This is a genomic window from Spongiibacter sp. UBA1325 (genome assembly GCF_002306875.1).
Classification (GTDB): Bacteria; Pseudomonadota; Gammaproteobacteria; order Pseudomonadales; family Spongiibacteraceae; genus Spongiibacter; species Spongiibacter marinus.
In genome coordinates, this window is sequence record NZ_DBTD01000009.1 from 437,896 (window position 1) to 457,928 (window position 20,033).

The 20,033-nt window shown below is 55.6% G+C and carries 18 protein-coding genes; 15 read left to right on the top strand and 3 right to left on the bottom strand.

Annotated features, from left to right (window positions below; all coding sequences use genetic code 11):
- The first annotated feature begins 28 nt into the window (after nt 1–28).
- Entirely contained in the window at nt 29–2,416 is a 2,388-nt protein-coding gene (locus B3K78_RS10615; RefSeq protein WP_286695421.1) for a TonB-dependent receptor, read from the top strand.
- Between the two features lie 80 nt (nt 2,417–2,496).
- Nucleotides 2,497–3,636 carry a zinc-binding dehydrogenase gene (locus B3K78_RS10620; RefSeq protein ID WP_286695422.1) on the top strand — a complete coding sequence of 380 codons (1,140 nt, stop codon included), beginning with the start codon at nt 2,497–2,499 and terminating at the stop codon, nt 3,634–3,636.
- Nucleotides 3,637–3,687: 51 nt separating this feature from the next.
- On the opposite strand, the gene B3K78_RS10625 is transcribed toward B3K78_RS10620, so the two are convergent.
- Nucleotides 3,688–4,860, bottom strand: a complete 1,173-nt coding sequence (locus B3K78_RS10625; RefSeq protein ID WP_286695423.1) for an alpha/beta hydrolase — start codon at nt 4,858–4,860, stop codon at nt 3,688–3,690.
- Between the two features lie 144 nt (nt 4,861–5,004).
- Here B3K78_RS10625 and B3K78_RS10630 point away from each other — a divergent pair, with 144 nt between their 5' ends.
- Together B3K78_RS10630 and B3K78_RS10635 are read left to right on the top strand one after the other, a co-directional pair.
- A complete protein-coding gene (locus B3K78_RS10630) occupies nt 5,005–5,463 on the top strand; it encodes a MarR family winged helix-turn-helix transcriptional regulator (RefSeq protein ID WP_051171329.1) in 459 nt (152 codons plus the stop codon).
- 36 nt (nt 5,464–5,499) lie between these two features.
- Nucleotides 5,500–6,066, top strand: coding sequence for a flavodoxin family protein (locus B3K78_RS10635; RefSeq protein ID WP_286695424.1), 567 nt, complete (start codon nt 5,500–5,502; stop codon nt 6,064–6,066).
- A gap of 36 nt (nt 6,067–6,102) precedes the next feature.
- On the opposite strand, the gene B3K78_RS10640 is transcribed toward B3K78_RS10635, so the two are convergent.
- The gene (locus B3K78_RS10640; RefSeq protein ID WP_286695425.1) at nt 6,103–6,672 is read right to left on the bottom strand and encodes a VOC family protein; all 570 of its coding nucleotides are present in this window, start codon (nt 6,670–6,672) and stop codon (nt 6,103–6,105) included.
- A gap of 190 nt (nt 6,673–6,862) precedes the next feature.
- On the opposite strand from B3K78_RS10640, the gene B3K78_RS10645 reads away from it, so the two are divergent.
- The 6 genes from B3K78_RS10645 to B3K78_RS10670 are packed head-to-tail and all read left to right on the top strand — an operon-like array spanning nt 6,863 to nt 13,232.
- The gene (locus B3K78_RS10645) at nt 6,863–8,068 is read left to right on the top strand and encodes an acyl-CoA dehydrogenase family protein (protein ID WP_286695426.1); all 1,206 of its coding nucleotides are present in this window, start codon (nt 6,863–6,865) and stop codon (nt 8,066–8,068) included.
- Entirely contained in the window at nt 8,065–9,051 is a 987-nt protein-coding gene (locus B3K78_RS10650) for a phosphotransferase family protein (RefSeq protein WP_286695427.1), read from the top strand. The genes B3K78_RS10645 and B3K78_RS10650 overlap by 4 nt, the downstream gene beginning before the upstream one ends.
- Nucleotides 9,052–9,053: 2 nt before the next feature.
- On the top strand, nt 9,054–9,437 hold the full coding sequence (locus B3K78_RS10655; protein ID WP_286695428.1) for a DUF6285 domain-containing protein: 384 nt from the start codon (nt 9,054–9,056) through the stop codon (nt 9,435–9,437).
- 47 nt (nt 9,438–9,484) lie between these two features.
- On the top strand, nt 9,485–10,255 hold the full coding sequence (locus tag B3K78_RS10660) for an SDR family NAD(P)-dependent oxidoreductase (RefSeq protein ID WP_286695429.1): 771 nt from the start codon (nt 9,485–9,487) through the stop codon (nt 10,253–10,255).
- Nucleotides 10,256–10,298: 43 nt separating this feature from the next.
- The gene (locus B3K78_RS10665; protein WP_286695430.1) at nt 10,299–11,858 is read left to right on the top strand and encodes a class I adenylate-forming enzyme family protein; all 1,560 of its coding nucleotides are present in this window, start codon (nt 10,299–10,301) and stop codon (nt 11,856–11,858) included.
- A 12-nt stretch (nt 11,859–11,870) separates the two neighbouring features.
- Entirely contained in the window at nt 11,871–13,232 is a 1,362-nt protein-coding gene (locus B3K78_RS10670; protein ID WP_286695431.1) for a cytochrome P450, read from the top strand.
- Here the strand turns inward: B3K78_RS10670 and B3K78_RS10675 are convergent.
- Nucleotides 13,221–13,787, bottom strand: coding sequence for a TetR/AcrR family transcriptional regulator (locus B3K78_RS10675; protein ID WP_286695432.1), 567 nt, complete (start codon nt 13,785–13,787; stop codon nt 13,221–13,223). The two genes, B3K78_RS10670 and B3K78_RS10675, sit on opposite strands and share 12 nt — an antisense overlap.
- Nucleotides 13,788–13,892: 105 nt before the next feature.
- Between B3K78_RS10675 and B3K78_RS10680 the strand changes: the two genes are divergently transcribed.
- From B3K78_RS10680 to B3K78_RS10700, 5 genes are all read left to right on the top strand, one after another.
- Entirely contained in the window at nt 13,893–14,429 is a 537-nt protein-coding gene (locus B3K78_RS10680) for a hypothetical protein (protein ID WP_286695433.1), read from the top strand.
- Nucleotides 14,430–14,445: 16 nt separating this feature from the next.
- Nucleotides 14,446–14,718, top strand: coding sequence for a hypothetical protein (locus B3K78_RS10685; RefSeq protein ID WP_286695434.1), 273 nt, complete (start codon nt 14,446–14,448; stop codon nt 14,716–14,718).
- Nucleotides 14,715–17,003, top strand: a complete 2,289-nt coding sequence (locus B3K78_RS10690) for a TonB-dependent receptor (RefSeq protein WP_286695435.1) — start codon at nt 14,715–14,717, stop codon at nt 17,001–17,003. The genes B3K78_RS10685 and B3K78_RS10690 overlap by 4 nt, the downstream gene beginning before the upstream one ends.
- 109 nt (nt 17,004–17,112) lie before the next feature.
- The gene (locus tag B3K78_RS10695; protein ID WP_286695436.1) at nt 17,113–18,813 is read left to right on the top strand and encodes a DUF1800 domain-containing protein; all 1,701 of its coding nucleotides are present in this window, start codon (nt 17,113–17,115) and stop codon (nt 18,811–18,813) included.
- A gap of 31 nt (nt 18,814–18,844) precedes the next feature.
- Nucleotides 18,845–20,032, top strand: coding sequence for a DUF1501 domain-containing protein (locus B3K78_RS10700; protein WP_286695437.1), 1,188 nt, complete (start codon nt 18,845–18,847; stop codon nt 20,030–20,032).
- The last annotated feature ends 1 nt before the right edge of the window (nt 20,033 follow it).

Below are 20,033 nucleotides of genomic sequence, written 5' to 3' on the forward strand. Positions count from 1 at the left end.
ACAATAATAATAGAAAAGATGGGTGCCTATGTTTATCAACAGCAGTACATCGTTACGTCCTCACTGCGTAGCCATTGCACTAATACTGACGGCTCACAACGCGTTTTCCGCGCCGGTAAAAGAGCGCCGGGTGTTGGAGGAGGTCATCGTTAGCGCGCAGAAAGTCGAGCAATCGTCTCAGGATGTGCCCATCTCGCTCACCGCCGTGAGCGGCGAATTTATGAAAGAAGTGGGCGCGGTTAACCTGCAAGACCTCGCCCCGTATATGCCCAATGTGCGCTTTTCCTCCGATACCGATCCGGCACTTACCCAGGTAAATATTCGCGGTTTTGGCTCCAACCCGCTGAATGCCGCTTTCGAAAGCTCGGTGGGTTTCGTGCAGGACGAGGTGTTTTACAACCGCCCTTCATACTTTAGCGAAGCCATGTTCGATATTGCCCGTATAGAAGTCCTGCGCGGGCCGCAGGGCACCCTGTTTGGAAAAAACACCGTGGCGGGCGTATTCAATGTTAGCTCGGCTGACCCCACCGACGACTTCTCCGGGAAACTGCAATGGCAGGAAAACGACGCCGATGAGCGCTACCTGGAAGCGGCCGTAGCCGGTGGCGTGGGCGACCACCTTTCGCTGCGCTTTTCGGCGATGGACCGCGACAAAGAGGGTGACCTGTATAACCAATTTTTGCAGCGCCGCGACGATCAACACGAACAAAATGCCCAGCGTTTGAAGATCTTTTTCGACCCCAGCGATTCGCTGCATATGGAGCTGAATGCCTACCAATCGGAAACCATGGCCAATTACTGGGGACTGCAAATCTTCAAACTGGACGACGACACCCGCACCTTTCTTGAAAACTACGACCCGAATATTGAAGACAATCCCTACGACTTTCGCAGCTCCTACAATGTGCCGGGCTTTATCGAAAAAGCATCCGACAGCCTGTCATTGCTAAGTGAGTGGCAGCTGGGCGACGTGGCCGGATTGCAGAACAGCGCGTTGACATTAATTGTTGCCGACAGCGAGTTATACATCGACAGCCTTGTCGACCTCGACGCTTCCCCTGCCGACCTTGCCAAACTAGCCGTGACCTCGGACTACAATCAGCAGTCGCTGGAGCTTCGGTTTACTGCCAGCAGCGAGAGCCTTTTCGGGTTGGGCGAGGGCGTTAATCTGGTTGCCGGTATTTACGCTCTGCATTCAGAATTTGAACAACAAACGCAAATTACCGCCGGCGACGACCTGCTGGCCTACCTCACCACCGACGACGCCCTGCAACTGATCAGTGGCAATACCAATGCCGGCTCAGGCGGCTTGCTCGGCGGTTTAAACCTGGCGGGCTTGGGCTTGATCTCCGGTCTGGGTTCCACCTTGATTGGCGACGACAGCTACCTGCTGGACTACTTTCTGGATGTGGAGGCCTACGCGGCCTTTGCCCAATTCAGCTGGTACATCACCGATAAGTGGGTACTCACTCCCGGGCTGCGCTACAGCCGCGAAACCAAAACTGCCGACGCCTCGGGCACCTCGCGCTGCCGCACTGGCAACCTGGGGCTGCCGTGTTTGATGGGCACCGCGCTAAGCGCCGAGGAATATCAGGAGGAAGGGATCGAGCGCGAAGAGAGCGATTTGTCGCCCAAGCTGTCGCTTCAGTACTATTTGAACGAAGACACCAATGTCTTTATCAGCTACGCCCGCGGTTACAAAAGTGGTGGCTTTAATGCCTCGTCCTTCGGTGGTGAAGACCTCAATTTCGAGCCCGAAAAAGCCGTCACCGTCGAGGCCGGTTTAAAAGGCAGCTTCTTGGATAACACCCTGCGTTTTAACCTCGCTGTGTACCAAACTCAGTTTGAAAATCTGCAAGTGCTGGCCTTCAACGGTGCCTTCTTCGATGTAAAGAACGCCGCTACCGCCACCTCTGACGGCCTTGAAATGGACGTTATGTGGATTACGCCAATGCCGTTTCTGCGCCTTGCCGGTTCTGTAGGCCTGTTGGATGCACGCTACGACAGTTACCCCGCCGCGCCAGCGCCGATTAATGAAGGTGTCGACGCCCAGCAAGACCTTGGCGGTCGACGCATCTCCTTCGCCCCCAAAGAAACCGCCAGCTTTACTCCAACATTGGAGTTCCCGGTCTTCGGCTTAGCCATGAGTACCAGCGTCGATATTCTCTACCAAGGCGATCAATACACCGACGGCGACCTGGATAAAAACACCTTTTCGCCGGGCTACACCACCGTGTCGGCGCGGGTAAGCCTGGCATCGCTGGATTCCGGCTGGGCAATTACCGTTGGCGGCAGCAACCTCACCGACGAAGAAGTGCTGGGGCAAGTGCTCGATACCGTGTTTTTCCCCGGCACTTACAACACTCGGCAGAAGTCGATGCGGAAAATTTTTGCTTCGCTGAATTATCAGTGGTGAGCGAACGGGTTTCCGCACAGGTGAGTTTGGGGGGCGGAAAGTGCTAGGCTAGCTGTCCAATAATCAGAAGGGCATTTGCTATGCACGACACGCTTCCCGATACCGGCCTGCAACTGCGCTCGCTGGTCACCGACGACGGCTACCTCAAGCTGATACTGAAATCCTCGCCGATCCCCGAGCCAGGCGACGATGAGGTGGTGGTGCGCATTGAGGCGACCCCCATCAACCCCTCGGATCAGGCCACACTGATTGCCCCCGCCGATGTCAGCACCGGCAAAACCACGGGCAGTGGTGCCGATACCGTGTACACCGCCAAACTGCGCCCTGGCCTGGAGGGCCGCGTTAAACCGCGAATTGGCAAGCCGCTGGCGGCGGGAAATGAAGGGGCGGGCACCGTGGTCAAGGCCGGTGCCAGTGCCGCTGCGCAGGCACTGTTGGGTAAAACGGTGGCGGTAATGGACGGCGCGCTTTACTGCCAGTACCGCAAAGTGAATGTGATGCAGTGTCTGCCATTGAATGAGGGCACCTCGGCCCGCGACGGCGCGTCCTGCTTTGTGAATCCCCTGACGGCACTAGGTATGGTTGAGACGATGCGCCGTGAAGGTTTCAAGGCGCTGATCCACACGGCGGCGGCGTCCAATCTCGGGCAGATGCTCAACCGTGTCTGCCAGAAAGATGGCATTGAACTCATTAATATTGTGCGCAAGCCCGAGCAGGTTGAGTTGCTGAAATCCCAGGGCGCCAAATACATCTGCAATTCCAGCGACGACAGCTTTATGAGCGATCTGACCCGGGCGATTGAGGAGACGGGTGCCTATATGGCGTTTGACGCTACCGGCGGCGGTGAGCTGGGCAGCCGTATTCTCACCTGCATGGAAAAAGCGGCGCTGAAAGATGTTGTCCTGCCGGGGCCTTATGGCTCCGATACCTTCAAACAGCTCTACATCTACGGCAGCCTGGATTTGTCTCCGACGATTGTCCATCGCAACTTCGGCTTTAGTTGGGGCATTAATGCCTGGCTGCTGACGCCGTTTATTGCCAAGGTCGGGCCAGAGCGCGCCGGCGAATTGCGCCAGCGCGTGGCCGATGAGCTACACACCACCTTTGCCAGCCACTACAGCGATGAAGTGTCGCTGCTGGATGTATTGCAGGCCGATGTGGTCGCTGAGTACAGCCAGCAGGCCACCGGCAAGAAATACCTGATTAATCCCAGCCGGTAAGCGGCTTCGCGTGCCGGGCGAGCAAGCCCGGCACGTCCTTCCTTACAGCACTCAGTCCGCAAAGCCTTTTTTCTGCAACCACGCATCGCAGCGCGATATGGCGTCGTCGAGTTTATCGGGTTGGCCGAAGTAGTAGTGAGTGGCGCCCTCCACTTCGTACAGTTCTTTGTCGTCGTGGGCAATGGCGTTGTACAAGCGGTGAGTGTGGCTGGGGGTGCAGGCATCGTCGGCGGTGTTGCCAATGACGAGAATTGGCACGCTGATTTTCGCTGCACAGGCTTGGCCGTCGGCATTGGAGTCGTCGTAGCTCCACTGTGACAACCAGCTTCGCAGGGTACAAAATCGGGCCAGCCCAACGGGGCCATTGTTCACGACTTTGGGGTCGCCGAGGTAGCACCAATTTTCCTGTCGGTCGTTGGGGTCGACGCTGGGGTCCAGCCAGCGCGGGTCGGCCATGGTGCCGTGTACCACAAAGCCAAATTCGTCGTTGGGTCGGTCGCTGTCTTTCAGGTATTGCAGCTTGTCTTTTACCCAGGCGGTAATCTTTCTGTTGCGGGCAATTTGCGCAGCGCGATAGCGGCTGAGGAACTCTTCGCTATAGGGCGGCTGATTAGGGTTGGCCGGGTCGTAGAGGTCCAGGCCTGGGTCTTTGTTGTCCGGGTTGGCTTCATCGAGAATTGACGCGTCCATCCACTCGGTGAGGGTATGGGCGCGGCTAACGTGGGCGGCAAGAATCATCACGCCGTCGGCGGGAATCAGCCCTTGAATGGTGAGGTCTACCGAGTCGCCCGCGGGAGTGAGGGTAATGGTCGGGTTTTCCGCCTGGCTTTGATAAAACAGCGACAGTGAGCCGCCGCCACTCCACGCCGCAAGAATCACTTTGTCGTAACCCAGTTCTTCTTTGGCGTGGCGGATGCAGTTGCCCATATCGATGGCGACTTTTTCCATAATCAGTGCGCTGTCGTTACCGGAGTAGCGGCTTTGGCAGTAAATGACCGGGTAACCAGCCTTGGCCATGGCGACCACCATCGGCAGGTATTCACCGCCGCCAACGGGGTGCATAAACAGAATGACGTTGTTGCAGCGCGGTTGTTTGGGCTTGAGATGGTGGGATTTAAGGGCGCCAAAATCCAGCGGGCCGCCGTAGGTTTCCTTAAACGGGCTTTTGTCCTGATAGAAAATTAAATAGGGAATACGCTCGTAGCTTCTCGTCGATTCGCTCATTATATTTATCCTATTGGCGAGGCTGTGCTCTGATTTATTGTCAATATAGTTTACAAAAAAATAAACGCTATGGCATGCTGGTAGGGTGTTTTTTTTCAGTTTGCCCTACAATCGCTGGCACCACAGAGAAAGTGAAATGAACTTATGAAGAAATTGGTTGAGCAGGATCAGGGCTATTTGATCGGCACACTTGCCTACGCCCTGTACTGGGTGGACGAAAGCTTGCAGGCGAGTTTGGCTGCGGCCGGTTGGGAGCGGATGAACCGCACCCGTTCGATGATTATGTTGAGCGTAACCGCAGGCATTAACCGCCCAGCTGATATGGCGCGCAACCTCGGTGTGAGCCGTCAGGCGATCCACCAGTTGCTGCAGGGCTTAAAGGACGAAAACATTTTGGAGCTTGTGCCCGACCCCAAAGACAAGCGCGCAAAAATGGTGAAGTTCAGCGCCGAGGCGGATGATATTCGCCGCGATGCCCAGGCAATTTTATTGGGTATTGAGGAGGAACTTCGCAAGCGAATCGGCAAAACCGCCTTCAATGGTTTGAAGCAAGCGCTGAACAGAAGCTGGGGGCCGATCGCCATCGTTGAGCCGGAAAAATAATCACCCTTTTACCAAAAATAATAATAGGAGCGGTTAATGACTAAGATTTGTGTGTTGTTCCACAGTGGCTACGGCCATACCCAGCGTCTTGCAGAGACCATAGTGGAAAGCCTTGCCGAGCAGGCCGAAGTAACGGCGATTGCGATTTCCCAAGACGGTGAGATCAGCGACGCGCACTGGCAGGCCTTGGATGACAGCGACGGTATTTTATTCGGCTCGCCCACGTATATGGGCAGCGTGTCCTGGCAGTTTAAGCGGGTGGCTGATGCCTCCAGTGGCCGCTGGATGATGCAAAACTGGAAGGATAAATTGGCCGGTGGTTTTACCAACTCCGCATCAATGAACGGTGATAAGTCTTCAACGCTGGCCTATCTGCATACCTTTGCGATGCAGCACGGTATGTTGTGGGTGGGCACCGCGTTGCCAGCGGCCAATACCAAAGCGGCGCAGCGCAATGACGTTAATTACCTGGGGGCGTTTAGTGGTTTAATGGCGCAGTCGCCCGCCGATGCCAGCGCCGACGAGGCGCCCCTGCCCGGCGATCTTGAAACTGCCAAACTGTTTGCTGCGCGTTTTGTTGCGCAGTGCCAGCGTTTGGCCTAATGCAGGTAAGGGCGCGGTAAGTGCCGCGCCACAAACTTAGCCTCGGCCGCGTTTATCCAGCCGCTCTGCGCCGAAGACTTCTTCTTTTTGTTTGCGTGTTTTTGCCGTCCAGGCATTCAATGCATCACGCGCGCTCGCGGCTTCGTCTTTCATAATGGCGTCGCTATTTTCTGCGCGGCAGGTGATTTCCACCTGAATGCCATTGGGGTCGTACATATATACCGAGTGAACAAAGCCGTGGTCGATGGGGCCAAGGCAGGTTTTGCCGGCGGCGTTTAAATAGTCCTGCCATTCGCGCAAGCTATCCAGCGATTCGGTTTCGAATGCCAGGTGCATGTCAAAGCTATCTTTACGGCCAAAATGCTCGGGCTTGGAAATTCCGGGTTCGTCAAAAAAGGCAATGTAGTTCCCGTCTGCCATTTCAAAAAAGATATGCAAGAAGTGGCGATTGCGGCCGAGGTTTTCGCCAAAGTCGATGTCTTCTTCAAAGGCAGCGGCGAGTGTTAAGCCGAGAAGGTCTTCATAAAACCAGCGTGTTTGCTCAGCATCTACACAGCGATAGGCGGCGTGATGAATGTTTCCCAGGGCCTGAAGTGGTTTGTTCATCGCCTGTGGTTCTCCCATTTTTAATTATCGTTTTTAGTATTGGCCAGCTGATTGCAATAAGTCAATATACTTGACAATAATGAATCATGTTGATTGTATAAGCAAGAACTAGCAGGCCTCTGCAATACACCCCTTGAGGGTTCGCTGGCTTGTGTAGTGGCTCCCTAACAGCGCAGATAAAGAGAAGAATATGGCGATGTCTCGAGACTGGATGCAGATACGTAGCGAGTTGGTGGATTTCTTGGAGCAGGAGATTTATCCGCGCGAGCCGCTATTGCAATCTGCCGATAAAACCCTTGCCGAGGCGGAATTGGCCGCGCTGGTTAAGAAGGCCAAGGCACAGCACTTATGGGCCTTTGGTCACCCCGAAGAGATCGGCGGTATGGGCTTGCCGTTTTTGGAATACGCCTACCTGAATGAGGTTATCGGCCGCTCGGAATTCGCTCAGCGCATTTTCGGCACGTATTCCTTGCAGGACTCCATCATGCTGAATGCCTACGCGTCAGACAGCCAGCGCGAGCGTTATTTACTGCCGCTGGTTGCCGGTGACATCAACCCCAGTTTTGCGATGACCGAGCCAGGCATTTCCAGCTCCGACCCCACGCAGCTGCAGACCACCGCCGAATTAAAAGACGGTTATTGGCATATTAATGGCCGCAAGTGGTTTACCACCGGCGCCGATATTGCCGCCTACACCACGGTAATGTGCCGCACCGAAACACAGGCGCCCGACCACAGCGCATTCAGCATGATTATTGTGCCAATGGGTACGCCGGGCTATTCCATCCTTCGGGATACGCCGGTGCTGGGCATCGCGGGCGGCCACTTTGAGGCCGAATATGTGAATGTGAAAGTGCCTGCCGACAACCTGTTAGGTGAGCGCGGCGCGGGTTTTAAAATCGCCCAGCGGCGCCTCGGACCCGGGCGAATCTTCCATTGCATGCGCTGGCTCGGTCAGGCCCAGCGCGCCTACGACCTAATGTGTAAGCGCTTGCTGTCGCGCAGTGCGTTTGGTTCTGGCCTCGCCGATAAACAGTTAATGCAGCAGCATGTGTTCAACAGTTACCAGGATATTCAGGCCTGCCGCCAGCTAACTTTGCATGCCGCTAAGCGCATCGACGCGGGCGATATTGCCAGAGTGGAAATTGGCGCAATTAAAGTGGCCGGTGCCGGCATGTTGCACCGGGTAATTGACCGCGCTATTCAGGTTTATGGGGCCGAAGGCCTTACCGACGACACTCCGCTAAGCCGCATGTATCGCCATGCCCGCGAAGCGCGGCTCTACGACGGCCCGGACGAGGTGCATGTTCAGTCGGTGGCGAAGCAACTGCTGCGAGCCTATGAAAAAGGTCAGGGCTGGGACTTCGGCCAGCGCGATGCCGAGTTTGCGTCATGACGGATATGGCCTTAGTCCGCTTGCTGGAAGAATGCCTGTCCGGGCATTGGCAGAGTAGCGTGACCATCGACAATGTTAAGCAATTAACGGGCGGCGCAGCGTCGCAAACCACCGCGTTTGATGCCTGGGCAGAGGGCACGTTGCAGCCGCTGATCTTGCGTTGTGGCGACGATGAACACCAGTTTGAAAATGCCCTGACCAAACCCACCGAAGCCAGTTTGCTGGAGTTGGTGTATCAGCAGGGCTTGCCGGTGCCGGAAGTGATCGCTCACATACCGGCCAGTGACGTGAGCGGTGCCGGCTTTGTGATGCGGCGGCTCGCAGGCGAGGCACTACCTAAGCGCATTCTTACTGACGCGCGTTTTGCCACTGCCCGTGAGCTACTGGCTGGTCAGTGCGGCGCTGTTTTGGCGTCTTTGCACAATATTGATCCGCGTCGCGCCGCTATGCTGGAGTCAGTGTCGGTAGAAGACGACGTGCTGCGTTACCGGGAACGCTATCGGGAATTTGGCCAGTGTTTGCCGGTGTTTGATTTGGCCTTTCGCTATTTATTGGACACCCCGCCAACGCCGCGCCAAGCCGCCATCGTGCACGGCGATTTTCGCAACGGCAATATCCTGGTGGACGAGCAGGGCCTGAGCGGGGTGCTGGATTGGGAGTTGGCGCATATCGGCAACCCGATAGAAGACCTCGGCTGGCTGTGTGTGAATTCCTGGCGTTTTGGCCACGTCGACAAAGCGGTGGGCGGCTTTGGTGACAAGCGTGCCCTGTTGGAAACCTATAACCGCGGCCGCGAAACCGATGTTACTGAGCGGGAGCTGGCCTATTGGGAGGTGTTTGGCGTGCTGAAATGGGGGGTGATCTGCCTGTATCAGAGCGCCATTCATTTGCAGGGTAAGCAGCGTTCGGTTGAGCGGGCGGTGATCGGCCGGCGCTTGTCTGAGTGCGAGGCCGACCTTATTCGGCTGCTGAAGGAGCGTTAATCATGGCTATTGAGCATCCCAGTGCCGAGCAATTACTGGAAGCGGTTAGTGAGTTCTTAAAACAGTCGATACTGCCCGCCGTGGACGCGCCAGCCCTGTCATATCAATTGCGGGTGGCAATCAACGGCCTTGGTATTGTCGGTCGCGAGTTGAACGCGGGGGGAAGTCAGCAGCGCGACGAGCAAGTTTTGCTCGCTGAATTTCTCGGCCAACAGGGCGAGTTGGCAACACTGCGTGAACAGCTTCGCGACCACATTGAGGGCAGCGACGCGCCCCACCGCGACCCGGCTTTGCTGGAAATGTTGCAAAAAATCAGCGACGCCAAACTGGCTATCGACAACCCGAAATATCAACCGGTGCCGCCATCAGGTGCGGGCATTCGGTAATAACCTGAACGTGTTTTAACAAGCAATACAACAATAAGGAGAACAACATGGATATGAATAACAAAGTGGCACTGGTTACCGGCGGCGCGTCGGGCTTGGGAGAGGCGACCGTACGCGCCTACGCTGCCAAAGGCGCCAGGGTTGCCATCTTCGATATGAACGAGGTTCGCGGTAACGCCTTGGTGGAAGAGTTGGGCAGCGACCGCGCGGCGTTTTACAACGTCAACGTCGCGGATGAACAGTCGGTGGCCTCGGCCATCGATGCCCTGGTTAAAAAGTTTGGTGGCCTGCATATCTGTAACAACTACGCCGGCATTGGTAACGCGATTAAAACCCTTGGCAAGCAGGGCGTGTTTCCGCTCGATGCCTATAAAACCGTTATCGATGTGAATTTGATTGGCACCTTTAATGTTGCCCGCCTCGCTGCAAAAGCGATGGCTGACGCGGCGCCGTACCAGGACAACGCCCGTGGCGTCATTATTAATACCGCTTCGGTTGCCGCCTACGAGGGGCAGGTAGGGCAAGTGGCCTACAGTGCATCAAAGGGTGGTGTAGTTGGCATGACCTTGCCAATGGCGCGCGACCTTGCCAGTTACGGCATTCGTGTAAACACCATTGTGCCGGGTCTTATTCATACGCCGCTGTTTGAGACTCTGTCGGAGGTGGCATACAAGTCGCTGGAAGCCAGTGTGGTTAACCCGCAGCGTTTGGGTCGCCCAGAGGAAATTGCTCACCTGTCGGTGATGATCGCTGAAAATGAATACATGAACGGCGAGTGTATTCGTCTCGACGGTGCCATTCGTATGCAGCCGCGCTAATCGCGCGGTACTCCTTCTATAAAGCAACGGCGAGGCGACAGCCATGTTTACTAATTTTAATCAGTACCACGCCTTTCATGCGCAGCGTCGCAGCGACGCCATGATGCTGCAAGACGACAGCCAGACACTAACCTTTGGCCAGGCCTGGGACTACGTGGGTACCATAGCCGGCGCCATGCAAGGCCAGGGCATTTGCAAAGGCCAACGCGTGGGCATACTGGCAAAAAACTCTGTCGACAATTTGTGTGTATTCCTCGCCTGTGCGCGCATTGGCGCGATTGCGGTGGGCCTCAATTACCGACTGAGTGAAGGCGAGCTGGAATATATCGCCGACGACGCGCAGCTGGTCGCGCTGTTTCTCGACGCAGAGTTCGACAGTCTGTGCGGGCCTGTAATGCAGGCACTGCCGCGCATTTACCTGGCGCCGACAGCGGGGCAAGACGACCTTAAAAACTGGTGCAAGGGAGCGAATGCCGCCGCCGAGGTGGATATTGCAGGCGACGATATCCTGTTTCATATGTACACCAGCGGCACCACCGGCCGCCCAAAGGGCGTGCTGATTAGCCATAGCAATGTGCTGCTGAATAGTTATCAGGCGTCAATGAGTACCGGCGTGTGGCCGGCCGAAAACGACAAGGCCTTGGTGATTGCGCCCACCTTCCATGCGGTGGGCTTGGTGGGAGCGATGCTCGGTGTGATATACGGCTCGGCGATGGTGATTCACCGCGACTACGATCCGGTGGGCATGATCGAAACGCTGGCCAACGAGAAGATCACCACCGTGGCAGTGATTCCGGTAATGCTGCAGTTTTCGCTGGCAATGGTCGAGAATATTGAGCGCTATGATTTCTCTGCGCTAAAAACCATTAACTACGGCGGGTCGCCCATTTCCGAAAGTTTGCTGCAGGATTGTATGCGCATATTTGGCTGCGACTTTGTGCAGGGTTACGGGCAAACCGAGGCGACGATGGGCCTGACGTTTCTCACTGCTGACGATCACCGCCGCGCTTTGGCGGGTGAGCCGGGACTGCTGCGATCCTGCGGTCGCGCGGTGTTTGCTACTGCGCTAAAAGTGGTCGATACCGACGGTGGTGAATGCGCGCCGGGCGAAGTAGGGGAGATACTCGCCAAGGGGCCGCAGATTATGCAGGGCTACTGGCAACGCCCCGAAGCGACCGCCGATACGATTGTTGATGGCTGGCTGCATACCGGCGATGCGGGCATTATCGATGAGCACGGCTATGTGTTTATTCAAGACCGCGTGAAAGACATGATTATCTCCGGTGGCGAAAATATTTATCCCGCGGAAATTGAAAATCTATTGATGTCGCACCCGGAAATTTCCGACGTGGCGATTATTGGTGTGCCCGACTCGCGGTGGGGGGAAGTGCCCCTTGCCGTTGTAGTCTCGGTGCCGGAGTGTGAAATCAGCCTTGCGGAAATGAAAACGTTCTGCGAAGGAAAACTGGCGGCATTTAAAGTACCTAAACATATCTGTTTTGTTCCAGGACTGCCGCGCAATCCATCGGGAAAAATTTTGAAGAAAGAACTCCGCGAAATGTTTGCCGAGCAATACCGGCTAGACAACAGCGAAATGGCGTAAGGGAGTTAGGACATGTCGACAGCAGAAACCATCAAGGCAGCGCGAAAACCCACTTCTGATATCGATCACCTGCCGGGAGATCGCGGGGCATTGCCAATTTTGGGTGACACCATACCGTTTCTTACCGACTACTTTGCCATGTCGATGGATAAGTATCGCAAGTATGGTCGAATTTTTCGCAGCAACGCGCTGCTGCAAAAAACGGTGGTAATGGTCGGGCCAGAAGCCAATGAAATATTGCTGAAAGACAGCGAAAAACTATTTTCCAGTAAGCGTGCCTGGGATCCTTTCCTGGATCGTTTGTTTCCCAACGGGCTGATGCTGATGGACTTCGCCGACCATAAACTCAATCGGCGAATACTGCAGTCGGCGTTTAAAAAAGATGTACTGGCAAAGTATGTCGATACCATGAACCCGATGATCGATCAGCGCCTTGCGCAGCTGCCTGCTGGGCAGCAGGTCATGTTTAAAGACGAGATTAAAGCGATCTTACTCGATGTGGCGGCCCAGGTATTTATGGGCGTCGATATTGGTGACGACGCGCAAAAAATTAACCGCGCCTTTGTTCACGCAATGGAGGCGTCGCTGGCTGTTGTAAAGTTGCCGATTCCCGGAACAACGTGGAAAAAAGGTTTGGATGGCCGCAAAACACTGGAACGTTTTGTCGAGCAACATATTCAGAAAAAACGCGAGCAGGAAACCGATGATTTCTTCTCGCAGTTTTGTCACGCCAAAGATGAAGATGGCAACTTCCTCGATGACAAAGCCGTTCGCGACCATATAATCTTTCTGCTGTTCGCGGCCCATGACACGACCACCAGCACGCTGTGTTCAACAATATATTTATTGGCAAAAAATCCTGAATGGCAGGAGAAATTGCGCGAAGAATTTGCCAGTATCGATAGCGACTCGCCGAGCTTTGACCAGCTTGCTGAGTTTTCCCTGGCGGGCTTTGTAATGCAGGAAACGCTGCGTATGTACCCGCCGGTGGCGGTGGTGCCACGGCGCACGGTGCGCGAAACGGAGATATTCGGCTACCGTATTCCAGCCAATACCTCTATTGGCATTTCGCCGCTGATGACTCACTACCTGGAGGAGTGGTGGAGTGAGCCCACGCGCTTTGACCCAATGCGTTTCTCGCCAGAGCGGGCCGAGCACAAAAAGCATTTCTACCAGTGGTTACCTTTCGGTGGTGGTAGCCACAAATGTATCGGCCTGAATTTTGCGGAGATTCAGGTGAAGATTGTGTTGTTTCATTTGTTAAAGCGCTACCGTATTGACGCGCAGCCCGGCTACGAAATGCCCTACAATCCGGTGCCGATTTCCTTCCCAACCGATGGCCTGCCGCTGCGCTTTATGCCGCTAGCGAAGTAGTTTGGCGGCGACCCAGCGCGCTGCCTCGTCGGCACTACCGGCGTGTGGCAGGTGCTGGATTTGCGGTTCAGCGATACCCACTGCGATTAATAAGCGTGCTCGATGATGGGCGTCGGTTTCATCGTGGCCCATGGCGACAAATAGCTGCGCGACAAAGTTCATTAGCAGTTGGTCGGCATGGTGCACGGCCGCGGCGACGGCGTTTTCTTCGCGCGCCCAATTGCGCATGACTTGATCCAGGCGTGAGAAATTACTGCTCAGCCAGAAGCTGATCAGCTCTTCAAACGCGCGCTCGGGTTTGTCGTGGGCACTTTGGCGAATGCGCTGATGAATGCTCTGCTGAAACTCGTCGGCCCAAAACGCCACCAGCGCCTCGATCAGTTGCGCCCGCCCTTTGAAGTGCCAGTAAAAGCTCCCCTTAGAAACACCCAGCTGCTGACATAGGCTGTCTATGGTCAGCGCTTTCACATTGCCTTCATTGGCCAGTGTTTCCAATGCAGCGTGAATAAACTGCGTTTTTGATTTGCGGCTTTTTTGTGGCTGCGGGTCGCCCATGCATCACCTGATTTAGTCAAATATATTGACAATGTTATTTCCGTACCATAGGGTATGGTATGTAGTGGTTGTACTCACAATAATCGATAAGAATGAGTAGACGCAATGTTTGTTGAGCAATTATCTGCAGCGCTGGTGCCCTACTATCTGCAAATAAAATTTTTCCATGTGGCTTGTGCCATGATCTGGTTGGCCAGCACATCGGTTGCCTATATCAATTACCTGCTGCCGGCGATTAAGGCCTGGCAGCGCGCGCCGGACGACGAGCGCTTGCTGCGTCAGCGCAATATTGCCATGGAGCGCTTTGATCAGGGCGTGGTACTGGAGCACGTGGCCTTTCCGCTATTGCTGCTAAGTGGTTTGTTGCTGCTGACGGCTGGCCCCTGGGGGCTGGCACATTTCTGGCTTAGCCTAAAGTTGTGCATCGTGGTGCTGGTGTTTCTGCCTATTGAGGCCATGGATTATTGGTTGTCGCATTTCGGTGGTAACAAGCGCGCTATTCGCGTGTCGGGGCAGGGGGATGTCGCCCTGAGCTACGAACAGGCCATCGCCCATCATTGGTTGTTCTTAGTAGTGAGTACGCCGGTAATTTCAGTCACCGGCTTATTGGTTCTTTACCTCGCGGTTGTTAAACCCGTTTAAAACGAGCGACTTGATAATGAATAATAAAATGTCTGCTGCGCCGTCCCCGCAAACGCTGAGCAAAATCGCCATTGCTATGGGGGCTTATGTTTTGCTGGTGATCTGGCCCTGTTTTGATGCCCTGCGCCTGTTTATTGCTGAAGACAACCGGGCGTTTAGCCTGCATCACTTAGCGGTGGCTGTAGGCAGTGCACTGGCGGTAACTATTTTTTCCCAGCGGGTGATGCTGTCGCTATGTCGGCCGCCCGTCGATAAAGCGGTTCACTTTGCGGAGGGGGAAGTGCGATGAACAAGGCAATGAAAACGCACTGCTTGTGTGGGCTGGTTATTGGTCAGTTGTTGGCGTTACCTGCAATGGCAGCAGAGCACAAGCGCGCCTCTCATATCGAAGAAGTGATCGTTACTGCGCAAAAGCGTTCCGAGTCGATTCAAGATGTTCCCATCGCGGTATCTGTGCTCAGTGCTGAGCGCATGAAAAATTCTGCCATCGCGTCTTTTGAAGATATTTCTCTGGCCAGCCCGAATACGGAAATTAATATGACGCCTGGTTATGTGCAGGTGGGTATGCGCGGCCTGAACTCGCCGATTAATGATGGCATGGAGCAGGCGGTAGGGATCTATGTGGACGGTATCTACTACGGCAAAATGGCTTTCCTGCAAGATGCCTTTCTCGATCTGGCCCGAGTGGAAATGTTGAAAGGGCCGCAGGGCACACTGTTTGGTAAAAATACGGTGGCCGGCGCAATAAGCATCAGTACCGCCCAACCTGAGGAAGAGTGGCGGGTATCGGCCAGCGCCGCTCATGGGCAGTTTTCCGGTGAAAAATATGACGCCATGATCAATGCGCCGCTGGTAGAAGACCGGCTCGCTCTGCGCGTCGCGGCAACCAGCGACCGCCGCGATGGCTATGTAAACAATGTGTTGCGCGGCACAGATGAAAAGCGCGTCGACAAAGAGGGGTTGCGCGCCAAGCTGTTGTTTACGCCGCTGGATACCTTGACGGCCGTGTTGACCTACTACCAAGGCGAGTCACGCGACAGCGGTCAGGGATGGGAGCCCTTCGTGCTGGGTGGCGACGCCGCTCTTGTACACGGTTTGTTTGACCCGAATCTGGAAGCCAACTTTGATTACCGCAGCCACGCCGACGCGCCGAATGAAAGCTGGAGCGACACCGAAGTGTGGAATCTGGAGGCGAACTGGGATGTCGCCGAGCACCGGCTAACGCTGATCGCCAGCGACGCGCGCGCCGAGGAATGGCTATATCTGGATGCCGATACGGCGTCGGCACCTATTGCCGACTGGGGACGAGAAACCGACTACAGTCAGCAAATGCTGGAGCTGCGTTTGAGTTCGCCACCGGGCAAGCTTGAATACTTAGTGGGTGCTTTTGCTTTTCAGTCTGACAATGACCTGACCGGCGAGCTGCGCATGCTGCCCAAGGGGCCGCTTCAGGGCTTGTTACTCCCTGCGCTCGGTTTGGATGATGTGACCGATCTGCTTGGCGGCGTGCTGACGCCATTGCTTGACCCCCTCGATAATCTATTGGGCGCGTTAACCACGGATGCCTTGCACCAACGTTTTATTCAACATACCGAAACCCTGGCGCTGTTCTCGCAACTCACCTGGAATATCACTGACCGATTGAGCCTGGTGGCGGGCTTGCGGGCATCGGAAGAAAAGAAAGCCGTAGACCTGGACCAGAATTATGAGCAAACCGGCTTGCTGTTGCAGTCCGCCTTCGGGGTGACCGAGTACCAGCTGAAGGACACGCGGGAAGAATCCAATATCGCCCCCAAGCTATCGATGAAATACAGCCTGGACGACGATTTGATCTACGCCAGCTATTCAGAAGGATTTAAAGCGGGAGGCTATAACCCGCTGGCACGCACGGCGGATGAGTCCGGCTTTGATCAGGAACGCGCCAAGGCCTATGAGCTGGGCTACAAGCTCACTGCCTACGACGGCGTGCTTACGATTAATACCGCGCTCTACCACACTGAGTTTAGCGATATGCAAATTCAGGCATTTATCGGTAACGGCTTTATTGTGAACAATGCCGCTAAGGCGACCACTGAGGGGGCGGAGATTGATATCAGTTGGCAGCCCTGGCGTGGCAGCCAGTTCTTTGCGAGTTGGGGCTATAGCGATGCCCGCTTCGACAGCTATAAAGACGGTCCCTGCCCGGCGTCATCCAATGAAGAAACCTGCGACCTGAGTGGATCGCAGCTACCCCGCGCACCAAAAATCAGTGCCACCGCCGGCTTTAATGTTGCCGTACCGTTGTGGCAGGAAAAAGTCGCCATGATGCTCGGCGCTGATATGAGCTGGCGCGACCGGATATTGTTTGACCTGGATGCCGACCCCATCGACAGCCAGGATGCGTATCATCTGATTAATCTTCATGCCGGCATCGTCGATCCCAATGGCCGTTGGCAATTTATGGGGCATATTAAAAACCTGGAGAACAAAACCATCCGCCATTTTGCCGCAGATATGCCCATCTTTAGTGGCTCTCATATGGGATTTTTGATGCCGCCCCGCATGTTCAGTGCTGAGCTGCGGTTCGCACTTTAGCGATTTTCTTGGAGTAATTAACGGTGCTGTGAAGCGATGGCTATTTTGCACCTCTCGCGCTTGCTAGGCTGGAAAAATTCTAACAAAAAGCCAGTAGTGCAGAGGCGCCATGACTTCCCGCAGAGACTTTATTCGTTCTAGTGCCGCCGTTGTTGCCTTGGGCGCCACGGCCTGTGGCGGCGGTGGAGGTGGCGCCGGCAGTACAAATAATGATGAGGCTAACGACATTATTATGTCGGGGGTTTCGTCGACAGATACTCCCCAGCCCGATCTTCCCCCGGCACCCGCGGAGCTACACTTGCTCAAACGCGCCACGTGGGGGCCTACACCGCAAAGTATGCAGGCAGTGGCGGAAGCTGGTGCAAATGCCTGGCTTGAGCAGCAGCTGTCGATGTCGGCTGCGCGCGACGCGGACGTTGAGGCAGAGGTTAATTTCCGCTGGCCTACGGTCAACTACGACGGCTGCCGTCTTGCTCAGCTCAATGATGATCGCCGGGCGATGCGAGAGCTGCGCAGTGCGACGCTGTTTCGGCGGGTTTTTAGCCGTCGCCAGTTGTTTGAGGTGATGGTCGATTTTTGGAGCGATCACTTCACGATCTATCACGGAGATGGCATTGCGCGTCATATGAAGACGGTGGACGATCGCGATGTTATTCGGGCAAACGCGCTGGGAAGTTTTCGCGGCTTACTTAATGCGTCAGCTAGAAGCCCGGCAATGTTGGAATACTTGGATAATCGTCGCTCCACCAAAAAGCACCCCAACGAAAATTACGCCCGCGAACTGATGGAGCTACACACATTGGGTGTGGGCGGCGGGTATACCGAGGACGATATCTGGGAAGTTGCTCGGGCATTTACCGGCTGGGGTATTCAAACCGATGGCGACGACCGTTTGTGTTTGGCGAATAACCACCACGGCTTTCTATTCGACGACGAACAACACGATAGCAACGAAAAGCGCGTACTGGGTCGCACCCTGCCAGCAGGCAGAGGCATGGAAGATGGTGAGCAAGTGCTGGATATCCTCGTCGCCCACCCTTCAACGCGGCGATTTATTGCCAGTAAGTTATACCGGCGATTTGTGCGCGATTCTGCTGCGCCGGAGGCCTTTATTTCCTCGGTAGCGGCAGCCTGGGGGGAGCATGGTGATATTCCAGCAATGCTTCGAGCGGTATTTAGCAGCGAGGAATTTCATAACGCGGCAGACGCAAAGCTGACACGGCCACAAGAGAGCGCAATTGCGCTGGTGCGCGCTCTGGAACCGGAGATGAATGACAGCCTCACCTTGTCGGATTTATTGCGGGCCTCGGCTATTCCCGATCTCTACAGTATGTTGGGCTTGGCGAATATTGATGCCCTGCCCGAACTCGACTTTGGCTTGCTGGACCCGCTGGATATTGACCTGAACCCGACCTATGAAGGGCCGAATAGCGACAGCATGATCTCGCGTACTGGCCATGTTCCCTTTCAGTGGCCTAGCCCCGACGGCTACCCGGATAGCGAGGGCTACTGGGCCAGTGTTAATGGCCTACTCGAGCGTTGGCGCCACGTTATCAGTGTCGCGGGGCAGTCCCGCAGCGAGGGCGTGAGTAACGCCGCTTGGGCTGCAGACCAGCAGGAGGAGCCCGGCGAGGCACTGGCGGCCATGCGCCGGAAGTTGCTGATGCGCGATATCGACGACGCGACGGCCAGCCGTTTGCTGGCGGCTGCCCAGACTCACGCGAGCGGCGAACGCGCGGCATCCACCGAACAATTTTGGCGGCGCTTAATGGCGCTGTTGCTGATCTCTCCCTATGCCCAACGGCGTTGATGGACTTCGGTAGTAAAAGAAAGGAAATACGATGACTTATACTCGCCGAGAACTTTGGAATACCCTCGTCGATAGTGAGGTGAGCAGGCAGAGCCAGTTTACCTCGGCAAAACACACCCTGGTTGTGGTGTTTATGCGCGGCGCGGTGGACGGCTTGAATGTTGTGGTTCCCCACGGCAGCGACGACTACTACGCGCGCCGTCCGGTGGTGAGAGTGCCGCGGCCGGATCAATCCAACGGTGCCTTGGATCTGGACGGTTTTTTCGGTTTACACCCGTCGCTGGCTGGGCTGCTGCCCGCCTGGCAAAACGGCCGTATGGCCGCTGTTCACGCCGCTGGGTCGCCCCATGAAAGCCGTTCACATTTTGATGCTCAGGCGATTATGGAAAGTGGTGTTCAAGACCCCAGTGCGACCTTAACCGGGTGGCTTGGTCGACACATTGCGCATACTCACAGCGGCCCGTCGGCGTCGCCGTTTCGCTCGGTAGCCATCGCCTCTGCGGCACCACAGAGTTTGCAGGGCTCGGTGCCGCCACTGGCGCTGGCGCAGTTTGACCGTTTCAATTCGATAGTGAAGCAGGGCGATGACTTCCTGGACGCCGTGCGCAGCATGTACGGTGACGAGACGGCGTTGGCGATTCAAAGCCGTTTGTCGTTGGATGTAGTGCAGGCGCTTGCCGCCGCCGATCCCGCGTCACTTGAGCCCCAAAACGGCGCGCAATACGCCAACAATGCCTTTGCCCGAAATATGCGTAAGGCTGCACAGTTGATTCGCGCGGACATAGGCAGTGAATTTATCAGTGTTGATATTGGTGGCTGGGACACCCATGTGAATCAGAACGGGGCGTTGCGCAATAACCTGGCGGCAATGGGTGATGGCTTAGCGGCTTTCATGCAAGACCTCGGCGACGCCATGTCGCGAGTGACGGTGGTAACAATGAGTGAGTTTGGTCGCCGCGCGACAGAGAACGGGTCGCTGGGTACCGACCACGGTCACGGCAACGCCATGTTGCTAATGGGCGCCGGCGTCAACGGCGGGCAGGTTGTCAGTGACTGGCCCGGCTTGCAAGACGATGACCTCGATCGCGGTGACCTGCAGGTCACCACGGATTACCGCCAGGTGTTGTCGGAGTTGCTGCAGACCCAAAGCAGTCGTCTCGATATCGCCAGGGTATTTCCCGGATACAACTACCCCGGCGGACTTGGTCTTTTTCGCTAAA